This window comes from Streptomyces sp. NPDC057099, from assembly GCF_042671245.1.
In the GTDB taxonomy this organism is placed as follows: Bacteria; Actinomycetota; Actinomycetes; order Streptomycetales; family Streptomycetaceae; genus Streptomyces; species Streptomyces purpurascens.
Window position 1 is genome coordinate 442,567 of sequence record NZ_JBHUTX010000003.1, and the last position, 24,332, is coordinate 466,898.

At 73.6% G+C, this 24,332-nt stretch carries 17 protein-coding genes; 8 read left to right on the top strand and 9 right to left on the bottom strand.

The window, feature by feature from the left end; genetic code table 11:
- Positions 1-140 precede the first annotated feature (140 nt).
- From fxsA to ACFT4A_RS06655, 3 genes are all read left to right on the top strand, one after another.
- Positions 141-335 (top strand): FxSxx-COOH cyclophane-containing RiPP peptide, encoded by a 195-nt coding sequence (gene fxsA, locus ACFT4A_RS06645; RefSeq protein ID WP_311128909.1) that lies wholly within the window; start codon positions 141-143, stop codon positions 333-335.
- 128 nt (positions 336-463) lie between these two features.
- Complete coding sequence (gene fxsT, locus ACFT4A_RS06650) at positions 464-4,090, top strand: FxSxx-COOH system tetratricopeptide repeat protein (RefSeq protein WP_382826541.1); 3,627 nt, start codon at positions 464-466, stop codon at positions 4,088-4,090.
- Between the two features lie 80 nt (positions 4,091-4,170).
- Positions 4,171-5,166 (top strand): hypothetical protein, encoded by a 996-nt coding sequence (locus ACFT4A_RS06655; protein WP_382826543.1) that lies wholly within the window; start codon positions 4,171-4,173, stop codon positions 5,164-5,166.
- Here ACFT4A_RS06655 and ACFT4A_RS06660 read toward each other — a convergent pair.
- From ACFT4A_RS06660 to ACFT4A_RS06680, 5 genes are all read right to left on the bottom strand, one after another.
- Positions 5,144-7,420, bottom strand: a complete 2,277-nt coding sequence (locus tag ACFT4A_RS06660; RefSeq protein ID WP_382826545.1) for a hypothetical protein — start codon at positions 7,418-7,420, stop codon at positions 5,144-5,146. The two genes, ACFT4A_RS06655 and ACFT4A_RS06660, sit on opposite strands and share 23 nt — an antisense overlap.
- A gap of 51 nt (positions 7,421-7,471) precedes the next feature.
- Entirely contained in the window at positions 7,472-8,569 is a 1,098-nt protein-coding gene (locus tag ACFT4A_RS06665) for an AAA family ATPase (RefSeq protein WP_382826547.1), read from the bottom strand.
- Complete coding sequence (locus ACFT4A_RS06670) at positions 8,566-9,456, bottom strand: hypothetical protein (protein ID WP_382826548.1); 891 nt, start codon at positions 9,454-9,456, stop codon at positions 8,566-8,568. Before ACFT4A_RS06670 ends, ACFT4A_RS06665 begins: the two co-directional genes overlap by 4 nt.
- Positions 9,457-9,512: 56 nt before the next feature.
- Complete coding sequence (locus tag ACFT4A_RS06675) at positions 9,513-10,802, bottom strand: hypothetical protein (protein WP_382826549.1); 1,290 nt, start codon at positions 10,800-10,802, stop codon at positions 9,513-9,515.
- 404 nt (positions 10,803-11,206) lie between these two features.
- Entirely contained in the window at positions 11,207-12,292 is a 1,086-nt protein-coding gene (locus tag ACFT4A_RS06680; RefSeq protein WP_382826550.1) for a M12 family metallopeptidase, read from the bottom strand.
- Positions 12,293-12,387: 95 nt separating this feature from the next.
- Here ACFT4A_RS06680 and ACFT4A_RS06685 point away from each other — a divergent pair, with 95 nt between their 5' ends.
- Positions 12,388-14,133: a LuxR C-terminal-related transcriptional regulator gene (locus ACFT4A_RS06685; protein ID WP_382826551.1), complete on the top strand. Its 1,746-nt coding sequence runs from the start codon at positions 12,388-12,390 to the stop codon at positions 14,131-14,133.
- Between the two features lie 40 nt (positions 14,134-14,173).
- On the opposite strand, the gene ACFT4A_RS06690 is transcribed toward ACFT4A_RS06685, so the two are convergent.
- A complete protein-coding gene (locus tag ACFT4A_RS06690; RefSeq protein ID WP_382826636.1) occupies positions 14,174-16,741 on the bottom strand; it encodes a CHAT domain-containing protein in 2,568 nt (855 codons plus the stop codon).
- 189 nt (positions 16,742-16,930) lie between these two features.
- Here ACFT4A_RS06690 and ACFT4A_RS06695 point away from each other — a divergent pair, with 189 nt between their 5' ends.
- The 3 genes from ACFT4A_RS06695 to ACFT4A_RS06705 all read left to right on the top strand — a co-directional run bounded on the left by ACFT4A_RS06695 (position 16,931) and on the right by ACFT4A_RS06705 (position 19,502).
- Positions 16,931-18,361, top strand: a complete 1,431-nt coding sequence (locus ACFT4A_RS06695; protein ID WP_382826553.1) for a S8/S53 family peptidase — start codon at positions 16,931-16,933, stop codon at positions 18,359-18,361.
- A gap of 62 nt (positions 18,362-18,423) precedes the next feature.
- On the top strand, positions 18,424-18,999 hold the full coding sequence (locus tag ACFT4A_RS06700; protein WP_382826555.1) for an RNA polymerase sigma factor: 576 nt from the start codon (positions 18,424-18,426) through the stop codon (positions 18,997-18,999).
- Entirely contained in the window at positions 18,996-19,502 is a 507-nt protein-coding gene (locus tag ACFT4A_RS06705) for a hypothetical protein (protein ID WP_382826557.1), read from the top strand. Before ACFT4A_RS06700 ends, ACFT4A_RS06705 begins: the two co-directional genes overlap by 4 nt.
- Positions 19,503-19,528: 26 nt before the next feature.
- On the opposite strand, the gene ACFT4A_RS06710 is transcribed toward ACFT4A_RS06705, so the two are convergent.
- A complete protein-coding gene (locus tag ACFT4A_RS06710; protein ID WP_382826559.1) occupies positions 19,529-20,752 on the bottom strand; it encodes a cytochrome P450 in 1,224 nt (407 codons plus the stop codon).
- 67 nt (positions 20,753-20,819) lie between these two features.
- The gene (locus tag ACFT4A_RS06715; RefSeq protein ID WP_382826560.1) at positions 20,820-21,608 is read right to left on the bottom strand and encodes an N-formylglutamate amidohydrolase; all 789 of its coding nucleotides are present in this window, start codon (positions 21,606-21,608) and stop codon (positions 20,820-20,822) included.
- Between the two features lie 81 nt (positions 21,609-21,689).
- Between ACFT4A_RS06715 and ACFT4A_RS06720 the strand changes: the two genes are divergently transcribed.
- Positions 21,690-22,031: a DUF5713 family protein gene (locus tag ACFT4A_RS06720; protein ID WP_382826637.1), complete on the top strand. Its 342-nt coding sequence runs from the start codon at positions 21,690-21,692 to the stop codon at positions 22,029-22,031.
- Positions 22,032-22,098: 67 nt separating this feature from the next.
- Here ACFT4A_RS06720 and ACFT4A_RS06725 read toward each other — a convergent pair whose 3' ends face one another.
- The gene (locus ACFT4A_RS06725) at positions 22,099-24,318 is read right to left on the bottom strand and encodes an NADP-dependent isocitrate dehydrogenase (RefSeq protein ID WP_382826562.1); all 2,220 of its coding nucleotides are present in this window, start codon (positions 24,316-24,318) and stop codon (positions 22,099-22,101) included.
- Between the last annotated feature and the right edge of the window lie 14 nt (positions 24,319-24,332).

A 24,332-nucleotide genomic window follows, 5' to 3' on the forward strand; every position in this document is an offset into this window, starting at 1 on the left:
TTGCCCCAGTATTCGGTCCCCGTGACAGACCGTCAACATCGAGATTCCGTCGTCCCCGCGGCCCCCGCCCGAAAGTAGCCGGTTTCGGGAGCCACCCGGTGGGGACGTCAACACTGGACACGATCCGCGGAGGATGGGCCATGGCAGAGCTCGAGGAAGCGGGTGCCGAGCAGGGCGAGGCCACCCTGGAGTCCGTCGTGCTGGACCTCACCGACGTGCCGCTGGACGACCTCGCCGCGCTGCCGCCCTCGGTGCTCGGGGAGACCCTGCGTCGGCTGCGCACCGGGCGCACGGCGGGAGATCCCTTCGTCACCGGGTTCAGCGAGAGCCAGTGACCGGCGCCGCGTGGCGACGCCACCGTCGAGCGCGAAACCGCCTGATCAGGGGCAACCCGCCTTATACTGACCGTCCCTGACTGTCGTGCACCACCGTCCAGCACCTGCCGTCCGAAAGCGGAGTGGCCATGCCCGACACCCACGCAGCCGACCGCTCGGGACGGTTCGTCCTCTTCTGCTCCACCGCGGAGAACCTCGGCGTCAGCACGACCGTCCGCAACGTCGCCGACCTGCTGGCGGCGGGCAACCGCAGCGTGCTCATCGTGGACGGCCGCGCCACCGGCGCACCGGCGGGCGCACCGGTGCCCGAGCCCGTGCCCGGCCGGATCGCCTCCGTCACCCGCCCGGACGCGGCGTCCCTCCTCGCCCTCGCCTCGGACCCCGACGCCCTGCGCCACGACCACGTCCTCGTCGAGGCCCCGCTGCCCGACGCGCCCGGCGCACCGCCCGAGGGCAGACTCGGCTCCCTGGCCGACTCGCTGGTCCTCTGCTTCGCCATGACCGCCTGGTCCATCGACGGCGCCGCCGCCCTCGCCGAGCAGCTGAGCGGCGGCCGCGCCGAGCGGCCCGTACGGCTGCTGGCCCTCGGCCTGAAGAGCAACGTCGAGTCGCACGACAGGCTGCGCGGCGCCCGCGAACGGGTCCGCAGCAAGTTCGGCCCCCTCTCGCGCACCTCCCGCACGTCCGAGGTCGCCTTCCTGGAGATCCCGTACCACCCGCTCTACCTGGACACCCGGCAACTCGCCGTCGAGAGCGAGCCCGAGGGCTCGGTGACCGGGCTGCGTCCCTACTACGAGCGGCTCGCCGACTGGCTCCGCAACCGGCGGCCGGTGCCGCTCAGCCGGGTCACCCTCGTCCACTCCCAGCGCCACGCCCCCTGGGCCGCCTGGCTGGAGGACCGGTTCCGGCGCGGCGGCATCCGTACCGAACTGCGCGCCCAGGACGCCTACTCCGGCGACCGCCCGGCCCCCGGCACGGCCCTGCTGTTCCTCTCCCCGGCGGACATGGACCACGCGGCGCTGGCGCAGCTCGCCGCGCTGTCCCACCCCGACGTCCGGATCGTCCTGGCCGACGAGCCCTTCCCGGACGCGGGCGCCGCCCACCACGAGCGCATCGACCTGCGCGGGACCGACGAGGACGAGGCCGTGCGGCGGCTGTACGCCGGACTCGGCCTCGGCGCCCCGCCCCCGGCCGACGGCCCGCCCGGCGCGCGGTTCCCGCGGCTGCCCGCCGTCACCAACGTGGCCCCCCGCTACAGCGGCTTCGTCGGCAGAGACGACGTCCTCGGCGGTCTCCTGGAGCAACTGCACACGGCCGGCCGGGACCACACCCCCTTGGTCGTGCACGCCGCGAGCGGCTGGGGCAAGAGCGAGACCGTGCGGGAGCTGTGCCACCGCTTCGGCTCCGCCTACGACGTGGTGTGGTGGGTGCGCTCCTGGGAGCTCCCCCGCGTCCGCCGCGGCCTGAACCGGCTCGCCGGCCGACTGGACCTGGTCACGACGGGGGACGGCGCCTCCCCGGCCCTCTTCGACCACCTCTCCCGCACCGACACGCAGAGCTGGCTGCTCGTGTACGACGGTGCCGAATCCCCCGACGGACTGCGGGAGTTGCTGCCCACGCCCCACGCACGCGGGCACGTCCTCATCACCAGCCGCACCGCCCCCGCCACGGCGGACATGGCGGCTTTCGCCCTGCCGCCCGTGTCGCCCGCCGAATGCCGGGCCGTCCTGGGTGAACGGCTCGCGCAGATCGACGAGGAACAGGCCCAGCACGTCGGGCAGGTCCTGGGCTTCGTCCCGCTCGCCGTACGCATCGCCGCCCTCTGCCTCGCCGAGCGCGCCGCGGCGCACCGGCGCGACGACAGCATGGACGACCGGACAGCGGCCCGCGCCGCCGTCGCCCACCTCCTCGCCGAGTACCGCACGGCCCAGGAGGCCCTGCTCGAACGGGAGGGCACGGCCCCGCCCGTGGCGGTCATGGTGCGCGTGGCCCGGCAGACCGTGCTGCACACCCCGGGCGCCGCGGCCTGGCGCGCCGAGAGCCGCACCAGCGACGCCCTCGGCTGGCTGCTGAACGCGGCCTCGCTGCTCACCGGCCGGGGCATGGGGCTCGAACTGCTGAGGTCGAGACGCATCCTCTCGGAGCTGGCCCGCGACGACACGACGGCCCGGGACCCCGGCGCCCGCCGCACCCCGGCCGACACCCGGCTGCCCGACGAGCACATGGTGAGCGTCGCCCTGTGGGCGCTGTCCCGGGTCGGACTCCTGGAGGTCGACTTCGACCGGCCCGACCAGCCCCTCGGGCAGCACCACGCCGTACGGGACGCCCTCCGCGACGGCATGGAACCGGACGAGCGCGCCCGCATCGAGCAGGTGCTGCGCGGCACCCTCGCCGAGTTCACCCCGGACGAGAACCGCGGCCTGTCCGCCGACTGGGCACGCGAGGTGTACTCGCTGCGCCTGTGGGAGGACGACTGCCCCCGCGTCCGGCGCTCCCTGCTGCGCCATCTCAACGCCCTGAGCCAGCGCGGCGAGACCGCCGACCTGGCCCGGCTGCTCGACATCTCCGCACGCGCGCAGGAGGCCTGGAGCCCGCAGAGCGACGACCCGTCACCGGAGTATCTGCGCCTGCTCAACCTCACCGCCCGCGCCCACCGCCTCGACGGGGCCTACGAACAGGCCCGCCAGCTCTCCGAACAGGCCCTGCGCGGCTACCGCAGACTGCTCGGCCCCCTGCACCCGAGGACGCTGCTGTCCGCCGACTCCTACGGCGCCGTGCTGCGCTCCCTCGGCAGGTTCTCCGACGCGCTCTTCCAGGCCCGGCCGGTGCTGGAGGGCCTGACGCTGCTGCTCGGACCGCGGCACCGCGCGACCGTGCAGGCCGAGCACAACCTCGCGTTCACGGAGGCCCTCAGCGGACGCGCCGCCGACTCGCTGGCCCGGCTCCTCGCCCGGTTCCGCTACCGCCAGGCCGCCGGCGGCGAGGACGACCCGGCCGTCTGGCGGTCCGCCGACCTGCTCGCCTGGGTCTACCGCACCCTGGGCCGCGACGCGGAGTCCCAGGACCTGCTGCGCCAGTGGCTGCACCGGCACGGCGACGTCGCGACCGGCACCCAGCTGAGCATCGAACTCGGCCTGGCCGTCAGCGAACGCCGCATCACCTACAACTCCGCCCGCTCGCACGAGAAGGTCTACGGCTACGAGAAGGCCCTGGAGCGCGACCGGCGGGTGCTCGCCGAAGCCACCGGCCGGTTCGGCGCCGACCACCTGGACACCCTGCGCTGCCGCTTCAGCCTGGCGGCCGACCTGCACGCGCTCGGCAAGCACGACGAGGCGGAACACGAGGCCCGCCAGTGCCGCCACGCCCTGGAGAGCACCCTCGGCGCCTGGCACCCCTACGCCGGACTGGCCGGGGTCCGCCACGCCGTGTACCTGCGGGCCACCGGCGCCGTCGAGGAGGCCGAGGCCACGGGCAGGGCCGCGCTGCACCTCCTGGAGGACCGGCTCGGCGACAGCCACCCCTGGGTCTCCGCCGCGGAGAACTCCCTCGCGGCCACCCTGGCCGCGGCCGGGCGCGTGGACGAGGCGACCGGACTCGCCGAGCGCGCCCTGCGCCGTTTGCGGGACCTCGACATGGGGCATCGGCCCGATGGCCGGCGGGTGGGCGCGCACCACGCCTGGCTCACCTCCCGCCCCACCGCCCGCACGGCACCGGCCAGGGACTTCGACATCGATCTGGAACTGCCCGGCATCTAGGCCCGGATCCAGGGCCGGACACCGGCCCCGGCGCCGGCGCCGGCGTCCGGACGGTTCCCCCGACGGAAAGGTGAGCGTACGTGGCAGCAGCCCCGCACCCGGAGACCGAGCTCTTCACCGAGTCCCACTGGTTCCCGGAGGGCCACGGCCGAATAACCGAGCTGTGCCAAGGGGCCTTCGCCGGCGTCCCCGCTCTCCGGTCGGTGTCCCACTACAGCAGCGGAATCATCGACTTCGTCCTCCGCAGAAACGACTGTGCCCCGCTGGCCGGCCTGGTCACCGTGGGCGGCGAGGACATCGCCAACGAGGCACTGCCCGGCAGCCGGCTCCTGCTGTGCACCCAGGACCTGGGCGCGCTGATGCGGCCGCTGGGCACCGGCGAGCTGATGCGCGTCGTGGTCGCCAACGCGCGCGGTGGCCTGTGGGGCGGTCGCGTCAAACCGGGGGAGTACCTGGCCGCGCTCACCGACACGCCCGGCGGGATGCCCGCCGCCGACGAGGCCATGAACACCCTCGTCTCCGCCATCCGCACCCAGGTGCACCACCTGCCCGACGAACTGCCCGGCGGCCTGACGGACCCCCCGGTACCCCTGCCGGAACACAAGGAGAAGCTGCGCATCGACTTCGGGACGGCGGCCGCCGAGCACGAGAACCTGTCCGAAATGCGGCTGCGGGCCCTGTGGGGCGGTCACGTCAACACCATCGACCTGCACTACGCGGCCTTCTACCGGGACTGGAGACTCGTCTGCGCGGGCGACGTCTTCGAGAACGCCGAGCTCGGCCCGCGCTTCCTGGAGACCAGCGTGCGCTCACGCCGCACCGGGTACCGCGACCTCGCCCAGAGCCTGCGCGGGCATCTCGCCCGGCTGACCGACGCGCTGCGGCTGGTGGTGCGGCCGCCCGCCGACCGTCTGGTCCTGGACGTCCAGGAGGGTGCCGTGTACGTGACCTGGCTGTCGCCGCGGGACTACGTCCTCGGGGTGACGCTGGACCAGCGGCAGGTCGCCCACGCGGAGAGCCGGCTGCACCGACTGGCGGGCGTCCTGCGCGAGATCACGGAGCCCGGACCGCGCTGACCAGCCCGCCCCAGACCTCGTCGGCGAGCGCCTCCACCACGCGCGCCGCGCTGGGCCGGTGGGCCGGGCCGGAACTGCCGAGGGACTGCACGGGCAGCACCTCGACCGCCGTCTCGTACTCCCGGCAGACCCGGCGCAGCCCCGCCCACTGCTCCTCGGACGGCGCGCCGGGCGAGGCGGCACGGAACCAGGCGTCGGCGCCCGTGCGGAACCTCTCCGTCAGCTGCCGGACCAGCGTGGCGCAGCCCAGCGCCGTCAGATCGGCCCGCCCCGCCCGCAGCGGCGTGCTGCCGCCCGGGCCGGCGCCGGAGGAACGGCCGGCCAGCCGTTCCACGGCCGCGTCGAGGAGCGAGAACACCTCCTCGAACCGGCCCTCGACCGGCTCCGGCAGTGCCGTACGCGCCGGGCCGGGCGCCGTCGCGACCAGATCACGCCGGGCCAGGTCGCTCACCGTCCGGCGCAGCCGGCCCAGTTGGGAACTGTGCTCGCCGAGCGCACCGCGCAGCTCGCTGGTCAGCTCCGCGAGATCGGCCTCCTGGCGGAGTTCCGTGAGCCGGGCGCGCAGCCGGTCCAGGGCCTCGTTCACGGCCCGCTCGAAGTCACCCGGGCGGTACAGCAGGGGCTGCGAGCCGAGCGAGCGCGCCAGCCGGTCCCGCATGGTCCGCGACACATGGCCGTTGACCACCAGCAGCACCTCGGCCCGGGCCGGATGCAGTGCGCCGCGCAGCGCCCGGACGCGCGCGGTGATGCGCTCCTGGTCGTCCGCCACCAGCACCGACGGGGTGACCACGATCGCGATGTAGGCGTTCGGGAAGGGCTCCAGCCAGTACGCCACCACCAGCGGCCCGTCGACGGCGGGCCCCCGTTCCGGGACCGGATCGACCGAGGCGATGCGCCACTGACCCAGGGCCAGTGCGTCATGGACGGTGGAGAGCACCTGGTCCTCGGAGACGTTGTCGTGCAGATCGCGCACCGCCCGCAGCACGGTCGCGGCGGTCACCTCCCGGACCGCGCCGCCGCCGTCCTCGCTCAACTGCCAGGCGTGGTGGCAGGTCTTGAGGATCTCCCGCGGCACCCCGCCGGTGAGTTCCTGGAGGATCGCGACCGACTCGGAACCGAAGGGCGCGGGCCACCGCTCGATCGCGCCCGCGCCCTGGGCCGGGCCCGGACGGGCACCCGAACCGATGTACTCGGCGACGAGATCCGCCGTCAGCTCCGCGGTGAAGCGGGCCGGCCACAGCTGCACCACCCGCTCGTGCAGGCTCGGGCGGAACGCGTTGAGCCCGCTCGGCGAGGTGCAGAACACCAGCAGCCCGCCCCGGCTCACATACACGTTGACCAGGCGCTCGAAGGCATCGACGAACGTACGCCGGGAGTCCTCCGGCCAGTCCAGCACCTTCTCCAGCGAGTCGATCAGCAGGACGTACGGCTTGCCGACCCGGCCGTGCAGGAAGCCCTGGACGGCCAGCGCGTCGAAGACCGGGTCGATGCCCGTGACGGCGTCCCTGATGCCGCGTTCCCGCAGCTGCGGGGCGGGCTCGTCACCGGTCAGCCACGCCCAGACCATCGAGGTGAACCGGGGGTCCTGCAGCAGGGCGAACGCGGTGGCGAACCTCCTGTGCTCCGTGACCTCGCCGAGGGTGACCCGCAGATCGGCGTGCATCACCTCGGGGTCGTAGCGCAGGGCGGAGACCACCTTGTCGGGGTCCAGGACGCGGTCGCGCAGCCCGGTGGCGATGTCGTCGAGGGCGATGTCGCCGAGCGGGATGTCGTCCGGCCGGCCCGGCCGGGTGTCGGAGCTCTGCTCGCCGACCCGGGCCGCCGTCACATAGGCGTAGTAGTCCCGGACGAGTTCCTCGAACGCGGCCTTGCCCTCCGGGGTGTCGGCGGGGCCGCGCAGCCGGTCGCGGTACATGCGGCCGAAGTCCTGCACCGGTTCGTCCACGATCCACATGGCCGGGCCGTCCGGACGGGCGAGCCCGTTGCAGACCTCGCGCGCCGCGTGGCTCTTGCCCAGGCCGAACTCTCCCACCACGGCGATCGCCCGGCCGCGCCGGCCACCCCGGGGCCGGTCCCGGAGGTAGTCGCGCACCAGGCCCTCGAGATCCCCGAGGAACCGGGTGGAGACATGGGCGTTGCCCGAGTCGGCGGCCTCGACCGGTGCCTCACCCAGGTCCGCCGACGGGCCGAGCCGCACGACCGGCACCAGGGGGAAGGGGTTGCTGTACCAGGTGTCTGCGCTGCTTGCGGCCACGATGGCACTCCTTGCGGGTCCGGAGAGGCGCGGTCGGGGTGGCGGCGGGCATCAGCCGCCGGGGCGGGGCAGGATCGGCTCACGGAGCAGGTCGTCGCGGTGCGCCCGCCGGCTCTCCCAGTGGGGTCTGAGCGCGTCGGCGTCGATCGGCCAGGGGTGCGGCGCGCTGCGCAGGGCGTTCGCCGCCGAGTGGAAGACCTTGCGCAGTTCGCGTACGTCGGAGGGTTTCCACTCGTCGTGTGCTGCCATCAGGGAACTCCTGTCGGGCTCGACCAGGCCGTGCGGTCCGCCGTCGGCGGCCCGGGCGCTGTGGCTGAACCTCCAGATGTCCTCGGAGTCCAGCTCGCGCAGCGCGAGATGGGTGACCGCCGCCGATCCTCTGAGTGCGGCGGTCACTTCCCTCGGTGTCTCCGCGGCGCCGTGGCTCACTTCGACGAAAAGTACGATCCTGGGGTGCGCCGGGCTCAGACAGGTGCGCAGAAATGCCGCCCGGAGATGGGCGTCGTTCCACCGGATGTGCGGGATCACCACGAAGAGCAGCGCGTTGTGCTGGATGAGCAGGTCGCTCATCTCGCTGTAGGCCTGGAACGGGTCCTCCTCCGCGATGATCGCCTGCACCCGTGGCTCGGAGAACTCGTGCAGCAGCAGCTTCTTGGCTATCTCGCGGCGTATGCGGGCGTTGATCAGCCGGGTCGGCGCGAACGACCGGCCGTCCGGGTCGACACTGATCCGGCGGCCGTCGTTGTCGAGCCCCGCGGTCGGCGCGAACAGCACGAGCGGGTTCCCGGCCGCGGACGCCGCCGCCGCCACACGCCGGCGTGCCTCGTGGATGCACCGGTGGATCAGTGACGTCTTGCCCATGCCGGGCTGTCCGCTGACGATCACCACCCGGCCGTGCCCCGAGCTCGAGTCGAGGAGTTCGCCGAGGGTGGGCCAGTCCCGCTCGAAGCGGTCCAGTTCGTCACGGGAGTGGTCGACGTCGACCCACTGGTCCATGTGGTCCGCCTGCTTCCACGGCACCAGGGGGTGATCGGCGCTGAGCACGGCGGAACCGTTCGCGCCGCTGTCACGGCCGTCGCCGTTGCCCGCGCCGTTCGATCCGTACGGTTTGCGCACTCCGTAGGGGTTCGCCCAGTCGGAGTTGGTCATCCGTGTTGCCCTCCGGCGTTCGTGGGACGGCCGCTGTGTCGTGATCCGCGCAGCCACCGGACGGGTGCGGGGCGCAGCAGATCCCCCACCTCCCGTGTCTGCCGGTCCAGGGTGGTGCGCACGGCGTCCGCCTCGCTCTTTCTGTCGTGCGGTTGCAGGAGTTGCCCGTCCCGGCTGCGCGGCAGTCTGTCCGCCAGGGGCAGGGACTCGGCCAGCAGCCGGGCAGCCTCGCGGCGCGGGGCCGGGCCGGGCACCAGGGCGAGGAGGCCGCTGAGCGCCTCCCGGGCCCGCGACGCCTCGGCGTGGTCCGTCTCGGCCACCTGCTCGTACTCCGCGAGATACAGCCATGCGATCCTCCGGAATTCCAGCACGGCCGCCGAGAGTTGCCGGCCGTGTGTGCGCCGCTCCGCCGAGATCCGTTCCGTCTTCTGTCCGAGTACGGTGAGCACGGCGCCGGTCACCAGCAGGAGAGCCCCGTCGGCGAACCCGCCCAGCGCCCCGCCGCCCTGGTCCGCGGACGCCCCCGGCGGGTCGCCCGCGGCGGCCATCACCGCGTCGCAGACTCGTTCGAAGTCGCCCGGGCGCTTGCCGGTCCAGTCGTCGAGCGACATCACGCCGCCCCCGCGGCCGGGCACCCGTACGGCGTCCGTACCGCCGACCGGACCCGGGGCCCGCCGCACCACACCGAGCCGCACCGCCGCGTCCCGGAGGTCGCCCCGGTGCTCGTCGGCGAGGCAGTACACCAGCCGGACATCGCTCCTGCCCGTGTCGGCGGCGGCCGGTCCGGCGGTCGCGGGGAGGAGCGGCAACGTGCCGAGCAGCAGGACGGGCCTCCAGCGCGGTCGCCCGCGGGGACGCCTGGCACGGCTCCCTCTCCGCTCACCCATCCGGCCTCCCCCGTTCCCCTGGCCGCGACCCGTCCGGGCCGCCGCACGACATTCGGCTACGCGGAGGACCGCAGTCCGTCGGTCGCCGTCGGTGCCTCGCCCGCCCCGCCGTCCTCGGCCGCCGGATGCCGGGGGAGACGCTGCCGTCCGCCCTCGGGTTGCCGGTTCTTCCCGGCCTGGTGGCGGGACCAGCAGCCGAACGCGATCCGCGCCCCGTAGTGCAGCAGGTTGACGGTCACCACGGCCGGGGCGACGATGCCGACCATCTTCGGGAAGTCGCGTTCGAGGGTGAGGGCGAGCAGCACGGCCGTCAGGCCGTTCTGCTGACCGATCCCCAGCAGGATCCGGTCCCTTCGGGACAGGCCGCGTACGAAGAGGGGCATCAGCAGCACGGCCACCACCGCCTGCGCGCCGAACGCCGAGGCGCCGAGCAGCACCCCCGGGCCGAGCGACACTCCCTGGGCGGCGAACAGGCCCAGCAGAGCCGTCGCGAGCAGGAAGGCACTGGTGACCGCTCGCGCGAGCGGCCGGGCGAACGCCCGCGCGCGGAGGAACAGTCCGGCCACCGCCACCGCGAGCATCAGCATGTTCGCCGCGGCGAGCACGAGCATGGCCACGACCAGCAGGGCACCGAGCGGCGTCACCGGCCGCCGGGGGCGGTCGAGTTCGCCGGGCTCGGCGGACTCCTTCCTGGCCCGCCGCGCCGGCCACAGCCTGCCGCCCGCCCACCACAGCGCCAGGGCACCGGCCAGGAGCAGCGCGTTGAACGCCAGTCCGAGGGCGTAGCCGCGGGCTCCGCCGCCCACCACCGACGGCGCGCCCGGGTGTCCCGCGGCCGTGTAGGCGTACCCGGCGACGTACAGCGTCAGCAGGACCGTCATCGGATCGTCGAAGGACGCCCATGCCGTGAGCAGCGACCGGGCGCGCCGCGACATGTGCTTGTCCCTGCCGAGGGCGGTCACCGACAGCGGGTCGATCTGTGCGACGACGATGCCGAGGATCAGATACTGCGGGCGGTCGAAGGCCCAGACCATGACGCCCGAGACGATCGCCGCCTTCAGGACGACGCCCAGCGTGACCGCCGCGACCACACCGCGCAGATCGCGGCGCAGATCGGCGAGTTCGATGCCGTACGTGCTGCCGTACAGGCCCAGGGCCAGCAGCAGTCCGGTGACGAAGACGTACCCGGTGGTGCCGACCAGGCGCGACGGGTCCGCCGCCAGACCGATCACGATTCCCAGAACCAGAGCGCCCAGCGCCCAGAGCAGGACGGCCGGGACCGCCGCCGGCAGCTTCGGCCGCCGGGCACGATCGCGTCGGGACGTCTCCACCTGCTCCCCCCCCATCCCCCGGTGTTACGCCGCGAGCGTAGTCGGGCCGCCGGCACCTCGTGCGTCTTCCGGTACGGACGTGCAGCCGCGAGAGCAATCAAGCGTAGGCATCAATACTCGGACGGCGTAACGCCATTGCCAGCCGTTCCCTGTCACGATGCCCCATGTCGGCCGCCGATGAACGCTCTTCACCCCTGGGGTGGATCCACGGCGCCGGGGCCGGTGCGCCCCGCGTCCGCCCCCGCCGCCCTCGGTGAGGCCCTCGACGGCACCGCGTCCGTCGGCCGTGCGCCCCCGCCCCGGCCGTGAACCAGGACATGGCGTGGTCGAGGACGTCACCCACCCCCATGGGCGACGTCCTCGACCGCTCCCCCGGTGCCGGACTGTGGCTCAGGTGTCCGCGCGGCGCGTCGGTGCTGTCACCAGCACATCACCGCCGTCTCGCCGGAACCCCAGGCGGAGTACAGGCGTACGCGGACGTGGTAGCGGCGGCCCTTGACGAGCCGGGCGCTGATCGTGGCGTTCCGCGCGGTCCCTCCGTCGTCCTGCCCGGCGAGGTAGCGGGGCTCCCCGTCCCGCTCCTCGAAGACCACGACGACGGTGTCGCCGTCGCCGAAGGTGCCCAGCGTGTAGGTGCGGGTCTCCGGCGGGTCGACGACGAAGTCGGCCTGCTCGCCCGGGCCGAGACCGAGCGGGGCCGAGCGGAACGGCACCAGTTCGGACGGTCCCGCCGGGTTCGCCGGCGGATACCAGCGGAGCACGAACTCCTTGTCGGCGGCGGACAGGGTGCCGGGCGGGTTCAGACCCGCGCGGTACTGCTCCGGCTCCAGGACCAGCCCCGACGAGAACGGGTACTCCATGATCGACTGTGGGTCCCAGACGGAGCCGTTGACCTCGTCCGGGTCGAGCTTGCGCAGAATGTTGTAGTGCGTCCTCTCCCGGCTCCAGTGGTGGGGCGGGCCCGCCAGTTCGGCGTACACCGCCTCGTCGTCCCAGTGGATGCCGGCGAACGGGCTCTGGTGCTCGTGCAGCATGCCGAGCGCATGCCCGATCTCGTGGAGGGCCGTCCCGCGCTCCCCGGGCGCGGTCAGGTCCCAGCCGAAGTTCATGGTCCGCTCGTGCCGGCCGGCCAGGAGCGCGTCGCGGCCCACGGCCGACCAGGAGCCGTCGCCGAACTGGAACCCGATGCGCAGTTCGGCCTCCGAGCGGTCGTCGACCTCGGCGAAGGAGATCCCGCCGCCGAGGTCCTGCCACTCCTGGAAGCACGCCCGCACCACATCCCGCTGTTCCTCGGCGCCGGCCCACGACACGCGTCGCGTCATCCCCCTCCCCGGCACGGGGATGACGGACGCGTCGGTGTCGCCGTCGAAGAACCAGTAGTGCAGAACGGTGCCGTTGACCCACATCCGCCGTCCGCTCGCGAGCGCGCTCAGCCGCTCCGCCGCCAGCCCCGGTGCGAAGGCGGGCGCCGGCGCCTGAGCCAGCGAGCAGTAGCGTGCGGTCATGGCCACAGCCTGCCCCGCGGGCCGTCCCGGGCGCCTGAGTCGGGGGCTACTCAAGTCGCCCTGTATCAGAAGTGAGTAGTCGCGCTCATGTCTGTGTGACGACTTACGAGCGGGACGCGACACCCCTGGAACTGCCCTGGCCGTTCGCCGGGCGGGAGGACGAACTGGAGCTGGTCCGCAGGGCCCTGACCGGCGGACGCCGCGGCATCGTGCTGACGGGCCCGGCGGGCTGCGGCAAGACCCGTCTCGTCACCGAGGCCGTCCGCGGCACCGACTGCGCCCGGGCGGCCGGTACGCCCGAGAGCCGCGCCCTTCCCTTCGCCGCGTTCGCCCATCTGCTGCCCGAGACGGTCACCCTGCACCGCGCGGTCCAGCTCCTGGCCGGCGTACGGACGCTGGTCGTGGACGACGCGCACCTCCTCGACGACGCCTCCGCCGCCCTGGTCCACCAACTCGCCGTGCAGGGACGCACCCGTCTGCTGGTCGTCGCCACGGACGGCACCCCGGTGCCCGGCGCGATCTCCCGGCTGTGGACCGGCGAGCTGCTGCCCCGCCTCACCCTGGAGCCGCCGGCCGAGGAGGAGATCGCACAGCTCCTCACGGCCGGCGCCGGCCCGCTCGACCCGCTCACCGCCGGCCGGCTGCGGCGACTGAGCCAGGGCGATCTGCGGCTGCTGCGCGATCTGCTGGGCGCGGTGCGGGGGAGGCTCACCCACGTCCCGGGCACCGAGGAACGCACCTGGCGGGGCCCGGTGCCGCTGACCACGGCCGTACGGGAGCGCACCGCCCCCGTCCTCGACCGCGCCTGCCCCCGCGAACGCGAGACCCTCGACCGCCTCGCCTTCGCCGAACCCCTGCCGCTGCAGCCGGACGACGCGGACATCGGGGCGCTGGAAGTCCTGGAGTCCGACGGCCTGATCCGCGTCGACGACGCGGGCACCGTCCGCCTGGCGCACCCCCTGCACGGCCCGGTGCTCAGGGCAGCGGCAGGCCGGCTGCGGGCACGTCGGCTGGCCCGGACACCGGACGTGTACGCCGCCGCCCTCGACGCCGAGTCGGCCGCACTGGCGCACGGGATCGAACGAGCGGACGTACGGGCCGTGCCCACGCCGGTGGGGGAGTGGCTGGTCGCCGAGGGCGGCACACTGCCGAGCGGGTACGCCGCCGTACGCGCCCGGTTCGCCCGGCTGCGCGGGGAGCTGCGGGAAGCGGCGGCCTGGGCGCGAGAGGGGCTGCGCGGAGCGCCCTCGGACGCGTCGTGCCGGGACGAACTCGACCGTGCCTCCGCCCAGTCGGGAGAGCCCACCGCGGACGTCCGGGGCGACCTCGACACCCTCCTCGCGGACCTCGCCGACCCCTACGACGCCGTGCGCCTCGGCGCCCCCGAGAAGGTCATCGACCGGCTCACCGGAGTGTTCGCCCGGCACGCCGACGCGCTCACCCGCGCCGACGGCCCGGCCCTGGACGAGGTCGCCGAGGAACTGGAGCGGCGCGGCTTCACGCTGTTCGCCGCCGAGGCGCACGCCCAGGCCGTGGGCGCACACCGCGATCCGCGTGCCGCCCGGCACTCCCGCACCCGGGCCGTGGCCCTGGCCCGGCGCTGCCAGGGCGCCCGCACACCGGCGCTGTCCGGGCTGGTCCTCGGCGAACTCACCGCCCGGCAGCGGCAGATCGTCACCCTCGCGGCGGCGGGCCTGAGCAACCGGCAGATCGCCGAACGCCTCACCCTGTCGATCCGCACCGTCGGCAACCACCTCTACAGCGCCTACGCCCGGCTCGGCGCGAACGACCGCGGCGCCCTGCCATGGCTGACCGAAGTGCCGGAGGCCCAACCGGCCTGAGTCACCCGAGACCGGCGGCCTGACCCGCACAGGGGACGGGTCAGGCCGCCCCGAACGCCGAGAACGCCCACCCCGTGGCCTGGTGCAGTGCGTCGCCCGGCAGCGCGGACCGGGCGTCGCGCAGCGCCTCCGCCAGGGACAGACCGGCGTCGAGGCCCTTGTGCAGCGCGAGCATCAGCGGCACCACCGCGGCGTCGTTGACGGGTGCGCTGCACGCAACCACCCCGGCCGTGCCCAGCGGCAGCAACGCGGTGACCAGACCGAGCAGTTCGTCGGCGCCGACGGACGCGAGGCGGGCGGTGTCGCAGCAGGACAGGATGATCCGGTACGGGCTGCGGTCCAGCCGCTCGAAGTCGTGCACCACGATCGGCCCGTCGGCCATCCGCAGGGACGAGAACAGCGGACTGTCCGCACGGAACGTGCCGTGCGCGGCGATATGGGCCAGCGCGGCCCCGTCCAGCTCCTCCAGCACCCGCGGCACCCGCGCCTCGCCGTCCTCCAGGACCGTCGCGCAGCCGTACCGCCCCGCCAGTTCGGGCACCTCGGCGCCGCCGGTCGCCAGGCCCGGGCCGCGTACCAGCACATGGCAGCCGTCCGGCGGTGGCGCGGTCTCCTTGGCCCGCAGCCAACTGCCCGCCGACGGCGACACGCTGAGCACCCGCTCCCGCAGCGACGGCAGCAGCGCCCACGGCACCCGGTGCAGCCGCCCCGGCGGCACGACCACCACCGGGCCGCTGCCCAGCTGCGCCGCCGCCGGGCCGAGCAGCAGCTCCTCCAGCCGGCGCCCGGCCGCCTCCACCACCGGAAGGCGCCCCTCGGCCCCGGGATGGGCCAGCCGCCGCAGCCCGGCCTGTACGTGCTCGGCCTCCGTCTCCGCCTCGGCCAGCAGCCCGGCCTCGAACCTGCGCACCCGCCCCTGCCCGCACAGCAGCACCTGCACCCGCCCGTCGAGCACGGCGAGTTCCACCAGCCGTACCTCGTCGCCCAGCCGCTCCAGCAGCCTGCCGACGTCGAAGCGGTCCCCGTCCCCGGGCGCCTCGCCCCGCATGTGCAGGGTCCGGGACCGGATCTCCCGCTCCAGGCGCCGCTGTTCACGCTCCAGCGCCGGGACCGGCCGGCCCTCCATCCGGGCGGCCTCCGCACGGGAGGCGATCTCTCGGAACGCCGTCATTCCGCTGAGCAGTTCCGGATCGGCGGGCGGCCGGGTCGGCGCCGTGGACAGCACCGTGGCCCGCCAGCGCTCGCTCCACACCAGCAGCCGCCGGGGCCCGCCCGAGACCAGAGACGCCCGCTGGGCGAGCGCGGCCAGCTCCGCGCCCTGCTCGGTGGCGCGCGCCCTGAGCTCCGAGGCGCCCAGCGTCATCCGGTGGTCGTCCAGCACGTCCAGACCCCGCCGGCAGGCCTCCAGCACCCCCCGGGCCGACCCGGCGGACCGGGCCCGCAGCGCCTGAGCCGCCCAGCCCGTCATCCGCGCCAGCGGCGGACCGACGCGCCTGCTGCGGGCGGCGACGGCCAGATGCCGCTCCGCGTCCGCCGTCCAGCCCAGGCCCAGCGCCATCCGCCCCGCCAGCAGCGAGGCCTCCGGCGCGGCCGGTGCGCCGAACGAGGCCAGCTTCTCCGCCACCGCGGCGGCGTCGGCGACCAGCCGGCCCGACCCGCGCCCGGCCGCGTGCCGCGCCTCGATCAGCACCAGCCGGGCGTGCGTCTCCCACCAGGTGCGCCGCTGCCCGGCGAACAGCCGTACCGCGAGGGCGGCACGGGCTATCGCGGTGTGCGGATCCCCGGCCAGCCGTGCGGCCCGCGCGGCGGCCAGCAGCAGCTCCGCCTTGCGCGTGGACTGACCGCCGATCCCGTCGAGCCTCCTGATCGCCGCGTCCGCCTCGGCCAGCGCCTCGGGCGCGAGCCCGGCCGCCATCAGCACCTCGCAGCGCCGGATGTTCAGCATGAACGTCGGCGTGCCGAGCCGGGCGTACCGCTCCTCCGCCTCGTCGAGCAGCCGCAGCGCCACCGGCACGTCACCCGACCGGAACGCGGCGAGCCCCCGGCTCTCCACCGCGTCGGCCTTGTCGTGCTCCTGGCCGGTCGTGTCCCACAGCGCCTCGGCCGCGGTGAAGTCCGCCTCGGCCCGCTCCACCGACCCCAGCGCCAGATGCACGGTCGCCCGCAGGGTCAGCGCCCGCGCCGTCCAGATCACGTCCTCCGCCTGCCGCAGCACGGGAACCGCCCGGCGTACGTCCTCCAGCGCCTCACGATGCCGGCCGAGCACCCACCACACGTACGCCCGCCGGTACAGCACCCGCGCCCGCGTGTGCCCACCGCCCCGCGCGACCCCCCGCTCGAACGCCGCCAGGCCCTCCCGGGTACGCCCGGCGTGCACCAGCGCCACGCCCAGCGTGGCCAGCACGTCCGCCTCCCGGTCGGCCGAGTCCGCGCGCGCCGCGAAGTCCCGGGCCCGCCGCAGATGGTTCAGCGCGAGCCGCAGATCGCCGAAGTCCCGCTGCCAGATACCGATCACCTGATGGGCGACGGAGGCGTGCACCGGGTCGGGATCGGCGTCGAGCAGCGCCCGAGCCCTCGCGAGAGCCTCGCCCGGATCGGCGAACACCATCGGCAGCAGTGCCGCCACCGAGTCGCTTCCCGCTGTCACTCCTCGGATGGTAGTGGCCCCCGACCACGCCCCACAGGTTCGGCGCTGTATCAAATGACGGCCGGGCGGCTCATGTCGAGGAGGATCGGCGCGTACCGACGACCGCTCCGCCGCACCGACCGACGCCGTCGCCCAGTGGGAGGACCCGCCATGGCACCTCAGCGATTCCACGAACAGTTCGACCAGATCCAGCGATCGATGCCGGACGTCCCCCTCGCGATGGGCCCGGACGACTCGGCCGAATTCATGTACGAGAAGGGCGTCGTCCTCGTCCGCGACGGCGAGGAGGCCGGCATCGTCGAGGACGCCGTACGGGCGCACTTCACGGCCGCTCCCGACCTCGACCAGGACCAGATCCGCCGGGCCGGCCCGCGGACCAACCGCAGCGGCATCACCCGCATCCGGGTCGGCGACCCCGGTGAGGGCGGCCGGGAGGCCGACCGCGCCGTCGCCCACGCGCTGCGGTCCGTGCGCGAACGGGAGGACCGGGCCGGGCACCGGATGGCCGCCCGCAACCATGTCGTCCACATCGCGGTCAACGCCTGCCCCGGCGACGAACCGGTCCCCGTCCCGCTCAGCGAGCCGCTCAACCCGGCGCCCGCCGACACCGCGTACGACCCGGACACCGCCGTCGGCGTCCTCGTCGTCGACACCGGGCTGATGAAGGACTACCGCTCCAGCGCCCTGCTCTCCCACACCGGCGGCGACGCCCAGGTGCAGGAGTGCGACGACCAGGGCATCCTCCAGCAGTACGTCGGCCACGGCACGTTCATCGCCGGGCTCGTCGCCGCCGTCGCGCCCAACACCGACATCACCGTGCGCGGCAGCCTCAACGACGCGGGCGCCATCCTGGAGTCGGAGTTCGGCGAGAAGCTCTTCGAGGCCGTCGACGCCGGCGGCTGGCCCGACGTCCTCAGCCTCTCCGCCGGCACCTCCAACGGCCGCACCGACGGACTGCTCGGCGTGGAGAACTTCATGCGGGAACTGCGCGAGCAGCGCACCCTGCTGGTCGCCGCCGCGGGCAACAACGGCAGCGCCTCTCCCTTCTGGCCCGCCGCCTACGCCGATCTGCCCGGCTGGGAGGACTCCGTCCTGTCCGTCGGCGCCCTGCGCAGCGACGGCGAGTTCGGCGCCTGCTTCACCAACCACGGCCCCTGGGTACGGGTCTACGCCCCCGGCGAGCGCCTCACCAGCGCCCTCACCGGCTTCGAGACACCCGTCCCGTACGTGTACCAGCACTCCACGTATGACGCCTGCCGCTACGGCTTCCGCTACGGCTGCACCTGCCGGCACCCCCGCCACACCGGAGTGCTGAGCGACGAGAACGCCGCCGCGAAGCCGGACCAGGTGATGTTCGAGGGGTACGCGCAGTGGAGCGGTACCTCCTTCGCCACCCCCGTGACCGCGGGCATGGTCGCCGCCCATATGACGGCGCACAAGGAGACCGACCCGCGCGCGGCCCGGCAGCAGCTGCTCGCCGCCAACACCGGGCTCGCCGAAGTGCGCGGGGCGCATGTTCCCGCGCTGCGTCCGCCCACCTGGCGCCCGGTCCCGGTCGTGCGCCTGGTCCCCGGCTCGTGAGGGCCGAAGCCGCCACCTCCACGGCGTACCATGACCTGCCGTACTCGAGGGGTGGGGCTGCCGTGGACCGTACTGATGCCGGCGCGCTCGTCCAGGCCGCCGCCGACGGCGACGCGGCGGCCTGGAAGGCGCTTGTGGAGGGGCTGAGCCCTCTGGTGTGGTCCGTGGTGCGGGCCCACCGGCTCTCCGACGCGGACGCCCACGAGGTGTACCAGACCGCGTGGTTCCGCTTCGCCCAGCACCTCGGGCGGATCCGTGAACCCGGCAAGGCGGGCGCGTGGCTGGCGAGCACGGCGCGCAACGAGTGCCTGAAGGTCATCCGGAGTTCGCAGCGGCTGACCTTCACGGACGATCCACAGATCCTGGACCGGGCCAGCGAGGAGGGCACGCCGGAGCAGTCGCTGCTCGACTCCGAGGAGGCCGCCGCCCAGAGCGAACGCGTACGGCGGCTGTGGCAGGAGTTCGAGGAACTGGGCGAGCGGTGCAGGCAGTTGCTGCGCGTGCTGATGGCCACGCCGCCGCCCAGCTATCAGGACGTCTCCGCCGGGCTCGGCATCGCGGTGGGCAGCATCGGGCCGCTGCGCCAGCGCTGTCTGCGGCGTCTGCGGGCCCGGCTCGAGGCACGGGGGGCGATATGAGCGACAAGAACGGCGTGAACGACATGAGCGATGACGACGCGTTCGACGAGGACGGCTGGGAGGACGACGAGTTCGACGCCGGGCTGCTGGAGGAGGAGTTGCGGCAGGCCGCCGCCGTCCTGGACCCGGTGCCTGCGGAACTCCAGCAGCTCGCCGTCGACGCGTACGCGCTGCACGACCTCGACGCCCGGGTCGCCGAGCTGACCTTCGACTCGCTGGTCGACGCCCTTCCGGTCCGGGGCGTCACCGACGCGCCCCGGATGCTGACCTTCCGGGCGGGCGAGGTGACCGTCGACGTCGAGGTGACCCCACAGGGGCTCATGGGACAGGTGCTGCCACCGCAACCGGCCCGGATCGAGGTCCTGGGCGGCCCCCGCCCCGGCTCCCCGCTCACGGCCGACGACCTGGGCCGCTTCACCGGCGACGCACCGCTCTCCGGCCCGTTCGCGCTACGGCTGCGGACCGGCGGGGACGTCGTGGTGACGGAGTGGCTGCGGGCCTAGCCGGCTGGTCGCGGGCGCTCCCGGGTTCACCAGGTGCACGGCAGGGTCCGCGGCCCCCGGATCATCGTCCTGCGCCGCCACTCGATCTGGTCGGCGGGGACGGCGAGTCGCAGGTCCGGGAGCCGGTTCAGCAGGGTGTCGAGCAGGAGTTCGGTCTGGAGGCGGGCCAGGACGGCACCCGTGCAGTAGTGCGGGCCGTTGCCGAGGGCCAGGTGCGGGTTCGGGGCGCGGCCGGGGTCGATCCGGTCCGGCTCGGGGAAGACGTCCGGATCGCGGTTGGCGGCGAGGTAGGAGACGTAGATCGGGTCGCCCGCCTGGATCCGGTGTCCGTGCAGGTCGACGTCCTCCAGGGCGATCCGCGCCAGGCCCACGGAACTGCGGTGGGGGATGAAGCGCAGCAACTCGTCCAGCAGCGCGTCGCGAGCCTCGGGCCGCTCTAGCCACCACTGCCGCAACTCGGTCCGGGTCAGCAGCAGACAGAGCATCTGCCCGCAGTTGTGGGTGACGGCCTCGCCGCCGATCTGCAGCGGACCGGCGAGGCCGATCGCCTCCGTCTCGCTGATGTCGCCACGCGCCACGGCGGCGCCCAGCAGGGAGTACACGTCCTCGCCGGTGCTGTCCGCGCGGGAGCGGATCGTCTCCGTGATCCATCCGTACAGACCGTGCTTGGCCCGGTCGGCGGCCTCGGCCCCGCCCGAGGTGGAGATGATCTGCCGGGTCCAGGTGTGCACCCGTTCCCGGTCGGCGTCGGGCACGCCCATCACCTCGCTGACCAGGGCGATCGGGAACGGTTCGAGCACCCGCTCGATCAGCTCGGCCGGCGGCCCGTCCCGTACGACCCCGTCCACCAGCTCGTCGAGCATCTCCTGCGCGCGGGGCCGCAGCCGCTTCATCGCGCTGACGGTGAAGGCCCCGGCGACCGCCTTGCGCAGCCGGTTGTGGTCGGGCTGGTCGGCGAAGGCGAGCGATCCGGGACGCGGCTTGAAGTGCGGTGCCATCCGCGTCACTTGACGTCCGGTCACCTCCGCGCGGCTGAACCGCGGATCGTTGGTGATCAGCTTCACGTCGTCGTGGCGGGTGGCCAGCCACGCCCACCCCTCGCCGAACGGCAGCCGGATCCGGGTCAGCGGCCCCTCGCGCATCAGCTCCGCGAGGACCGGGTCGAAGTCCGTCCCGTCCAGGTCGAGGGCGGGCCAGTCCCGTACCGGGGGCGGTTCCTGGCCGGTCAGCGTGGTGGTCTCCTCCGTCATGCACCCACCCTCGCCGTGCCCCCGCCGCTTGTCGCGCGGGAGTGCTCCAGCCGGTGACGTCCGGCGTTCAGCGGGACACGGCGTCGACGAGACGGGCCAGCGCGCCGGCCAGCCGCTCCAGTCCGGCCCCGGCGGGACCGCCCGGCTCGGTCATGTAGGTGTCGCGGCGGATCTCCACCATGAGCGCGCTGACCTCGGGCCGCTTCCCGTAGAACTCCAGGGGGACGTAGGTCCCGCTGAACGGGCTGTCGAGCCCTGTCTCCCCGAACGCCTCGCGGGCGGCGTCCAGCAGGCCGGGAGGTGTGTGGAACGGGTCGGTGCCGAGGCAGACCGCCGGCCGGGGCCCGTCCCCGTGCAGTTCGTACGGCAGCCTCCGGCTCTGGTAGGAGTGCACGTCGATGATCACGGCCCGCCCGGTGGCCGCCAGCCGGTCCGCCACGGCCTGTGTCATCGCCCGCGCGTACGGCCGGAAGTACCGCTCCACGAGCGGGTCGGGATCGAAGCCCTCGGGCCGCAACACCTCGCCGTGCGTCGTCCGGGTGTACACCGCGCCCATACCGACGGCCCGCATCTCCTCCCGCTCGTCCGGGAACCGCTCCGGGTCGACGACCAGCCGCGACAGCCGATTGACGAACCGCCAGGGCGCCACCCCCGCGAGCCCGGCCGCCCCCTCGGCGATCTCCGCCGTGTGCGCGTCGGTGATGTGGTCCAGCTCCCGCTCCAGTTCCTCGTCGCCCGGCACGATCCCCGCGCGCACGTCCTCGGGTATCTCCCGCGCGGAGTGCGGCACATGCAGGATCACGGGGGAGTCGCCTGCCCCGGCGAGCAGCTCGAAGGAGTGCGGGGCGTCGGTCATGGGGCGGCTCCAGGGGCGTTGTCAGTGGCGTGCGGCAGGATCAAGGTGCCATATCGCCGGATCATCGAGGCCGAGGACGTCATGCCGATCAGCAACCAGCAGGTGGGTGCCCACCAGTTCCTCGGAGGGCTGTACGAGGACGACTACTTCCCGGACCACGTGCTGGACCGGGGCCGCGCGATCCTGCTGGCCCTGTGCGAGCGCATCGAGACGGAGCGCCCCGCCGACCTCGACGCGCTCTACGCCCTGACCCACGCGGCCACCGAGGAGTTCAACGACCTGGAGGCCGAGTTCGAGGCGGCGGACAGCGAGATCGAGACGGTGGCCCGCGAGGAGATAGCCGAGGACTTCGCCCACATCGCACAGGCCTACGGCTTCACCGACGCGGACGTGGAGGAACTGATCGCCCCGCGGGAATGGTGAAAACTCCGCCCCGGCCGGGCAGTGTGCCGGTCGGGGCGGAGTCGGTGGATCTCTGTGGGGCCTGACGTCAGGCGAGGGACGCCAGGGTCTCGTTCCACGTGGTGGACGGGCGCATGGCCTCGGCGGCCTTCGCCGGGTCGGGCTGGTAGTAGCCGCCGATCTCGACCGGCTTGCCCTGGGCGGCGATCAGCTCGTCGACGATCTTCTGCTCGTTGGCGGAGAGCGTCTCGGCGAGCGGGGCGAAGGCCTTCGCCAGGTCCGCGTCGTCGGTCTGCTCGGCCAGCTCCTGCGCCCAGTACAGGGACAGGAAGAAGTGGCTGCCGCGGTTGTCGATGCCGCCGACGCGCCGGGTCGGGGACTTGTCCTCGTTGAGGAACGTCGCCGTGGCGCGGTCGAGCGTGTCGGCCAGGACCTGGGCGCGGGCGTTGCCCGTGACCTTCGCCAGCTGCTCGAAGGACGGCACGAGGGCGAAGAACTCACCCAGGCTGTCCCAGCGCAGGTAGTTCTCCCGGACCAGCTGCTGGACGTGCTTCGGGGCGGAGCCGCCGGCGCCCGTCTCGAAGAGGCCGCCGCCCGCCATCAGCGGGACGACCGACAGCATCTTGGCGCTGGTGCCCAGCTCCAGGATCGGGAACAGGTCGGTCAGGTAGTCACGCAGGACGTTGCCCGTCACCGAGATCGTGTTCTCGCCGCGGCGGATGCGCTCCACCGACAGCTTCGTCGCCTCGACGGGGGACAGGATCCGGATGTCCAGACCCTCGGTGTCGTGCTCCGCGAGGTAGGCGTTGACCTTGGCGATCAGGTTGGCGTCGTGCGCACGGGTCTCGTCCAGCCAGAACACCGCCGGGTCACCGGTGGCGCGGGCGCGCGTGACGGCCAGCTTCACCCAGTCCTTGATCGGCGCGTCCTTGGTCTGGCAGGCGCGGAAGATGTCACCGGCCGAGACCGTCTGCTCGATCAGCGCGGTGCCGTTCTGGTCGACCAGCCGGACCGTGCCCGTGACCGGGACCTCGAAGGTCTTGTCGTGGCTGCCGTACTCCTCGGCCTTCTGCGCCATCAGGCCGACGTTCGGCACCGAGCCCATGGTGGAGGGGTCGTAGGCGCCGTTGGCCCGGCAGTCCTCGATCACGGCCTGGTAGACACCCGCGTAGGAGGAGTCCGGCAGGACCGCCAGGGTGTCGGCCTCCTCGCCGTCCGGGCCCCACATGTGGCCGGAGGTGCGGATCATGGCCGGCATGGAGGCGTCGACGATGACGTCCGAGGGGACGTGCAGGTTCGAGATGCCCTTGTCGGAGTCGACCATGGCCAGCTCCGGGCCCTCGGCGAGCTCGGCGTCGAAGGAGGCCTTGATCGCGGCACCCTCGGGCAGGGCCTCCAGGCCCTTGTAGATGCCGCCCAGACCGTCGTTCGGGGTCAGACCGGCCGCGGCGAGCTTGTCGCCGTACCGCGCGAAGGTCTTCGGGAAGAAGGCGCGCACCACGTGGCCGAAGACGATGGGGTCGGAGACCTTCATCATCGTCGCCTTCAGGTGCACCGAGAACAGCACGCCCTGGGCCTTGGCCTCGGCGACCTGCGCGGTCAGGAACTCGCGCAGCGCGGCGACCCGCATCACGGAGGCGTCGACGACCTCACCGGCGAGGACCGGTACGGACTCGCGCAGCACGGTGGTGGAGCCGTCGTCGCCGACGAGCTCGATGCGCAGCGCGCCGTCCTCGGCGATCACCACGGACTTCTCGGTGGAGCGGAAGTCGTTCTGGCCCATCGTCGCCACGTTCGTCTTGGACTCGGAGGTCCAGGCGCCCATGCGGTGCGGGTGGGACTTGGCGTAGTTCTTGACCGAGGCGGGGGCGCGCCGGTCGGAGTTGCCCTCACGCAGGACCGGGTTCACGGCGGAACCCTTGATCTTGTCGTAGCGGGCGCCGATCTCGCGCTCCTCGTCGGTCTTCGGGTCGTCCGGGTAGTCCGGCAGCGCGTAGCCCTGGCCCTGCAGCTCGGCGATCGCGGCCTTGAGCTGCGGGATGGACGCCGAGATGTTCGGAAGCTTGATGATGTTGGCGGCGGGCGTCTTGGCCAGCTCGCCGAGCTCCGCGAGGGCGTCCGGGATGCGCTGGTCCTCGGTCAGGTACTCCGGGAACACGGCGATGATGCGCCCGGCCAGCGAGATGTCGCGGGTCTCCACGGCGACACCCGCCTGCGCGGCGTACGCCCGGACCACCGGCAGGAAGGAATACGTCGCCAGGGCGGGGGCCTCGTCAGTGTGCGTATAGATGATGGTCGAGTCAGTCACCGGGTGCTCCGCTC

What these genes read in the sequence shown, in the direction of transcription:
- ACFT4A_RS06715 (WP_382826560.1), bottom strand. Translation starts at nt 21,608, where the DNA reads ATGACCGACGCCCCGCACTCCTTCGAGCTGCTCGCCGGGGCAGGCGAC.
- ACFT4A_RS06695 (WP_382826553.1), top strand. Translation starts at nt 16,931, where the DNA reads ATGGCACCTCAGCGATTCCACGAACAGTTCGACCAGATCCAGCGATCG.
- ACFT4A_RS06670 (WP_382826548.1), bottom strand. Translation starts at nt 9,456, where the DNA reads ATGGGTGAGCGGAGAGGGAGCCGTGCCAGGCGTCCCCGCGGGCGACCG.
- ACFT4A_RS06690 (WP_382826636.1), bottom strand. Translation starts at nt 16,741, where the DNA reads ATGGTGTTCGCCGATCCGGGCGAGGCTCTCGCGAGGGCTCGGGCGCTG.
- ACFT4A_RS06720 (WP_382826637.1), top strand. Translation starts at nt 21,690, where the DNA reads ATGCCGATCAGCAACCAGCAGGTGGGTGCCCACCAGTTCCTCGGAGGG.
- ACFT4A_RS06665 (WP_382826547.1), bottom strand. Translation starts at nt 8,569, where the DNA reads ATGACCAACTCCGACTGGGCGAACCCCTACGGAGTGCGCAAACCGTAC.
- ACFT4A_RS06710 (WP_382826559.1), bottom strand. Translation starts at nt 20,752, where the DNA reads ATGACGGAGGAGACCACCACGCTGACCGGCCAGGAACCGCCCCCGGTA.
- ACFT4A_RS06675 (WP_382826549.1), bottom strand. Translation starts at nt 10,802, where the DNA reads ATGGGGGGGGAGCAGGTGGAGACGTCCCGACGCGATCGTGCCCGGCGG.
- fxsT (WP_382826541.1), top strand. Translation starts at nt 464, where the DNA reads ATGCCCGACACCCACGCAGCCGACCGCTCGGGACGGTTCGTCCTCTTC.
- fxsA (WP_311128909.1), top strand. Translation starts at nt 141, where the DNA reads ATGGCAGAGCTCGAGGAAGCGGGTGCCGAGCAGGGCGAGGCCACCCTG.
- ACFT4A_RS06680 (WP_382826550.1), bottom strand. Translation starts at nt 12,292, where the DNA reads ATGACCGCACGCTACTGCTCGCTGGCTCAGGCGCCGGCGCCCGCCTTC.
- ACFT4A_RS06705 (WP_382826557.1), top strand. Translation starts at nt 18,996, where the DNA reads ATGAGCGACAAGAACGGCGTGAACGACATGAGCGATGACGACGCGTTC.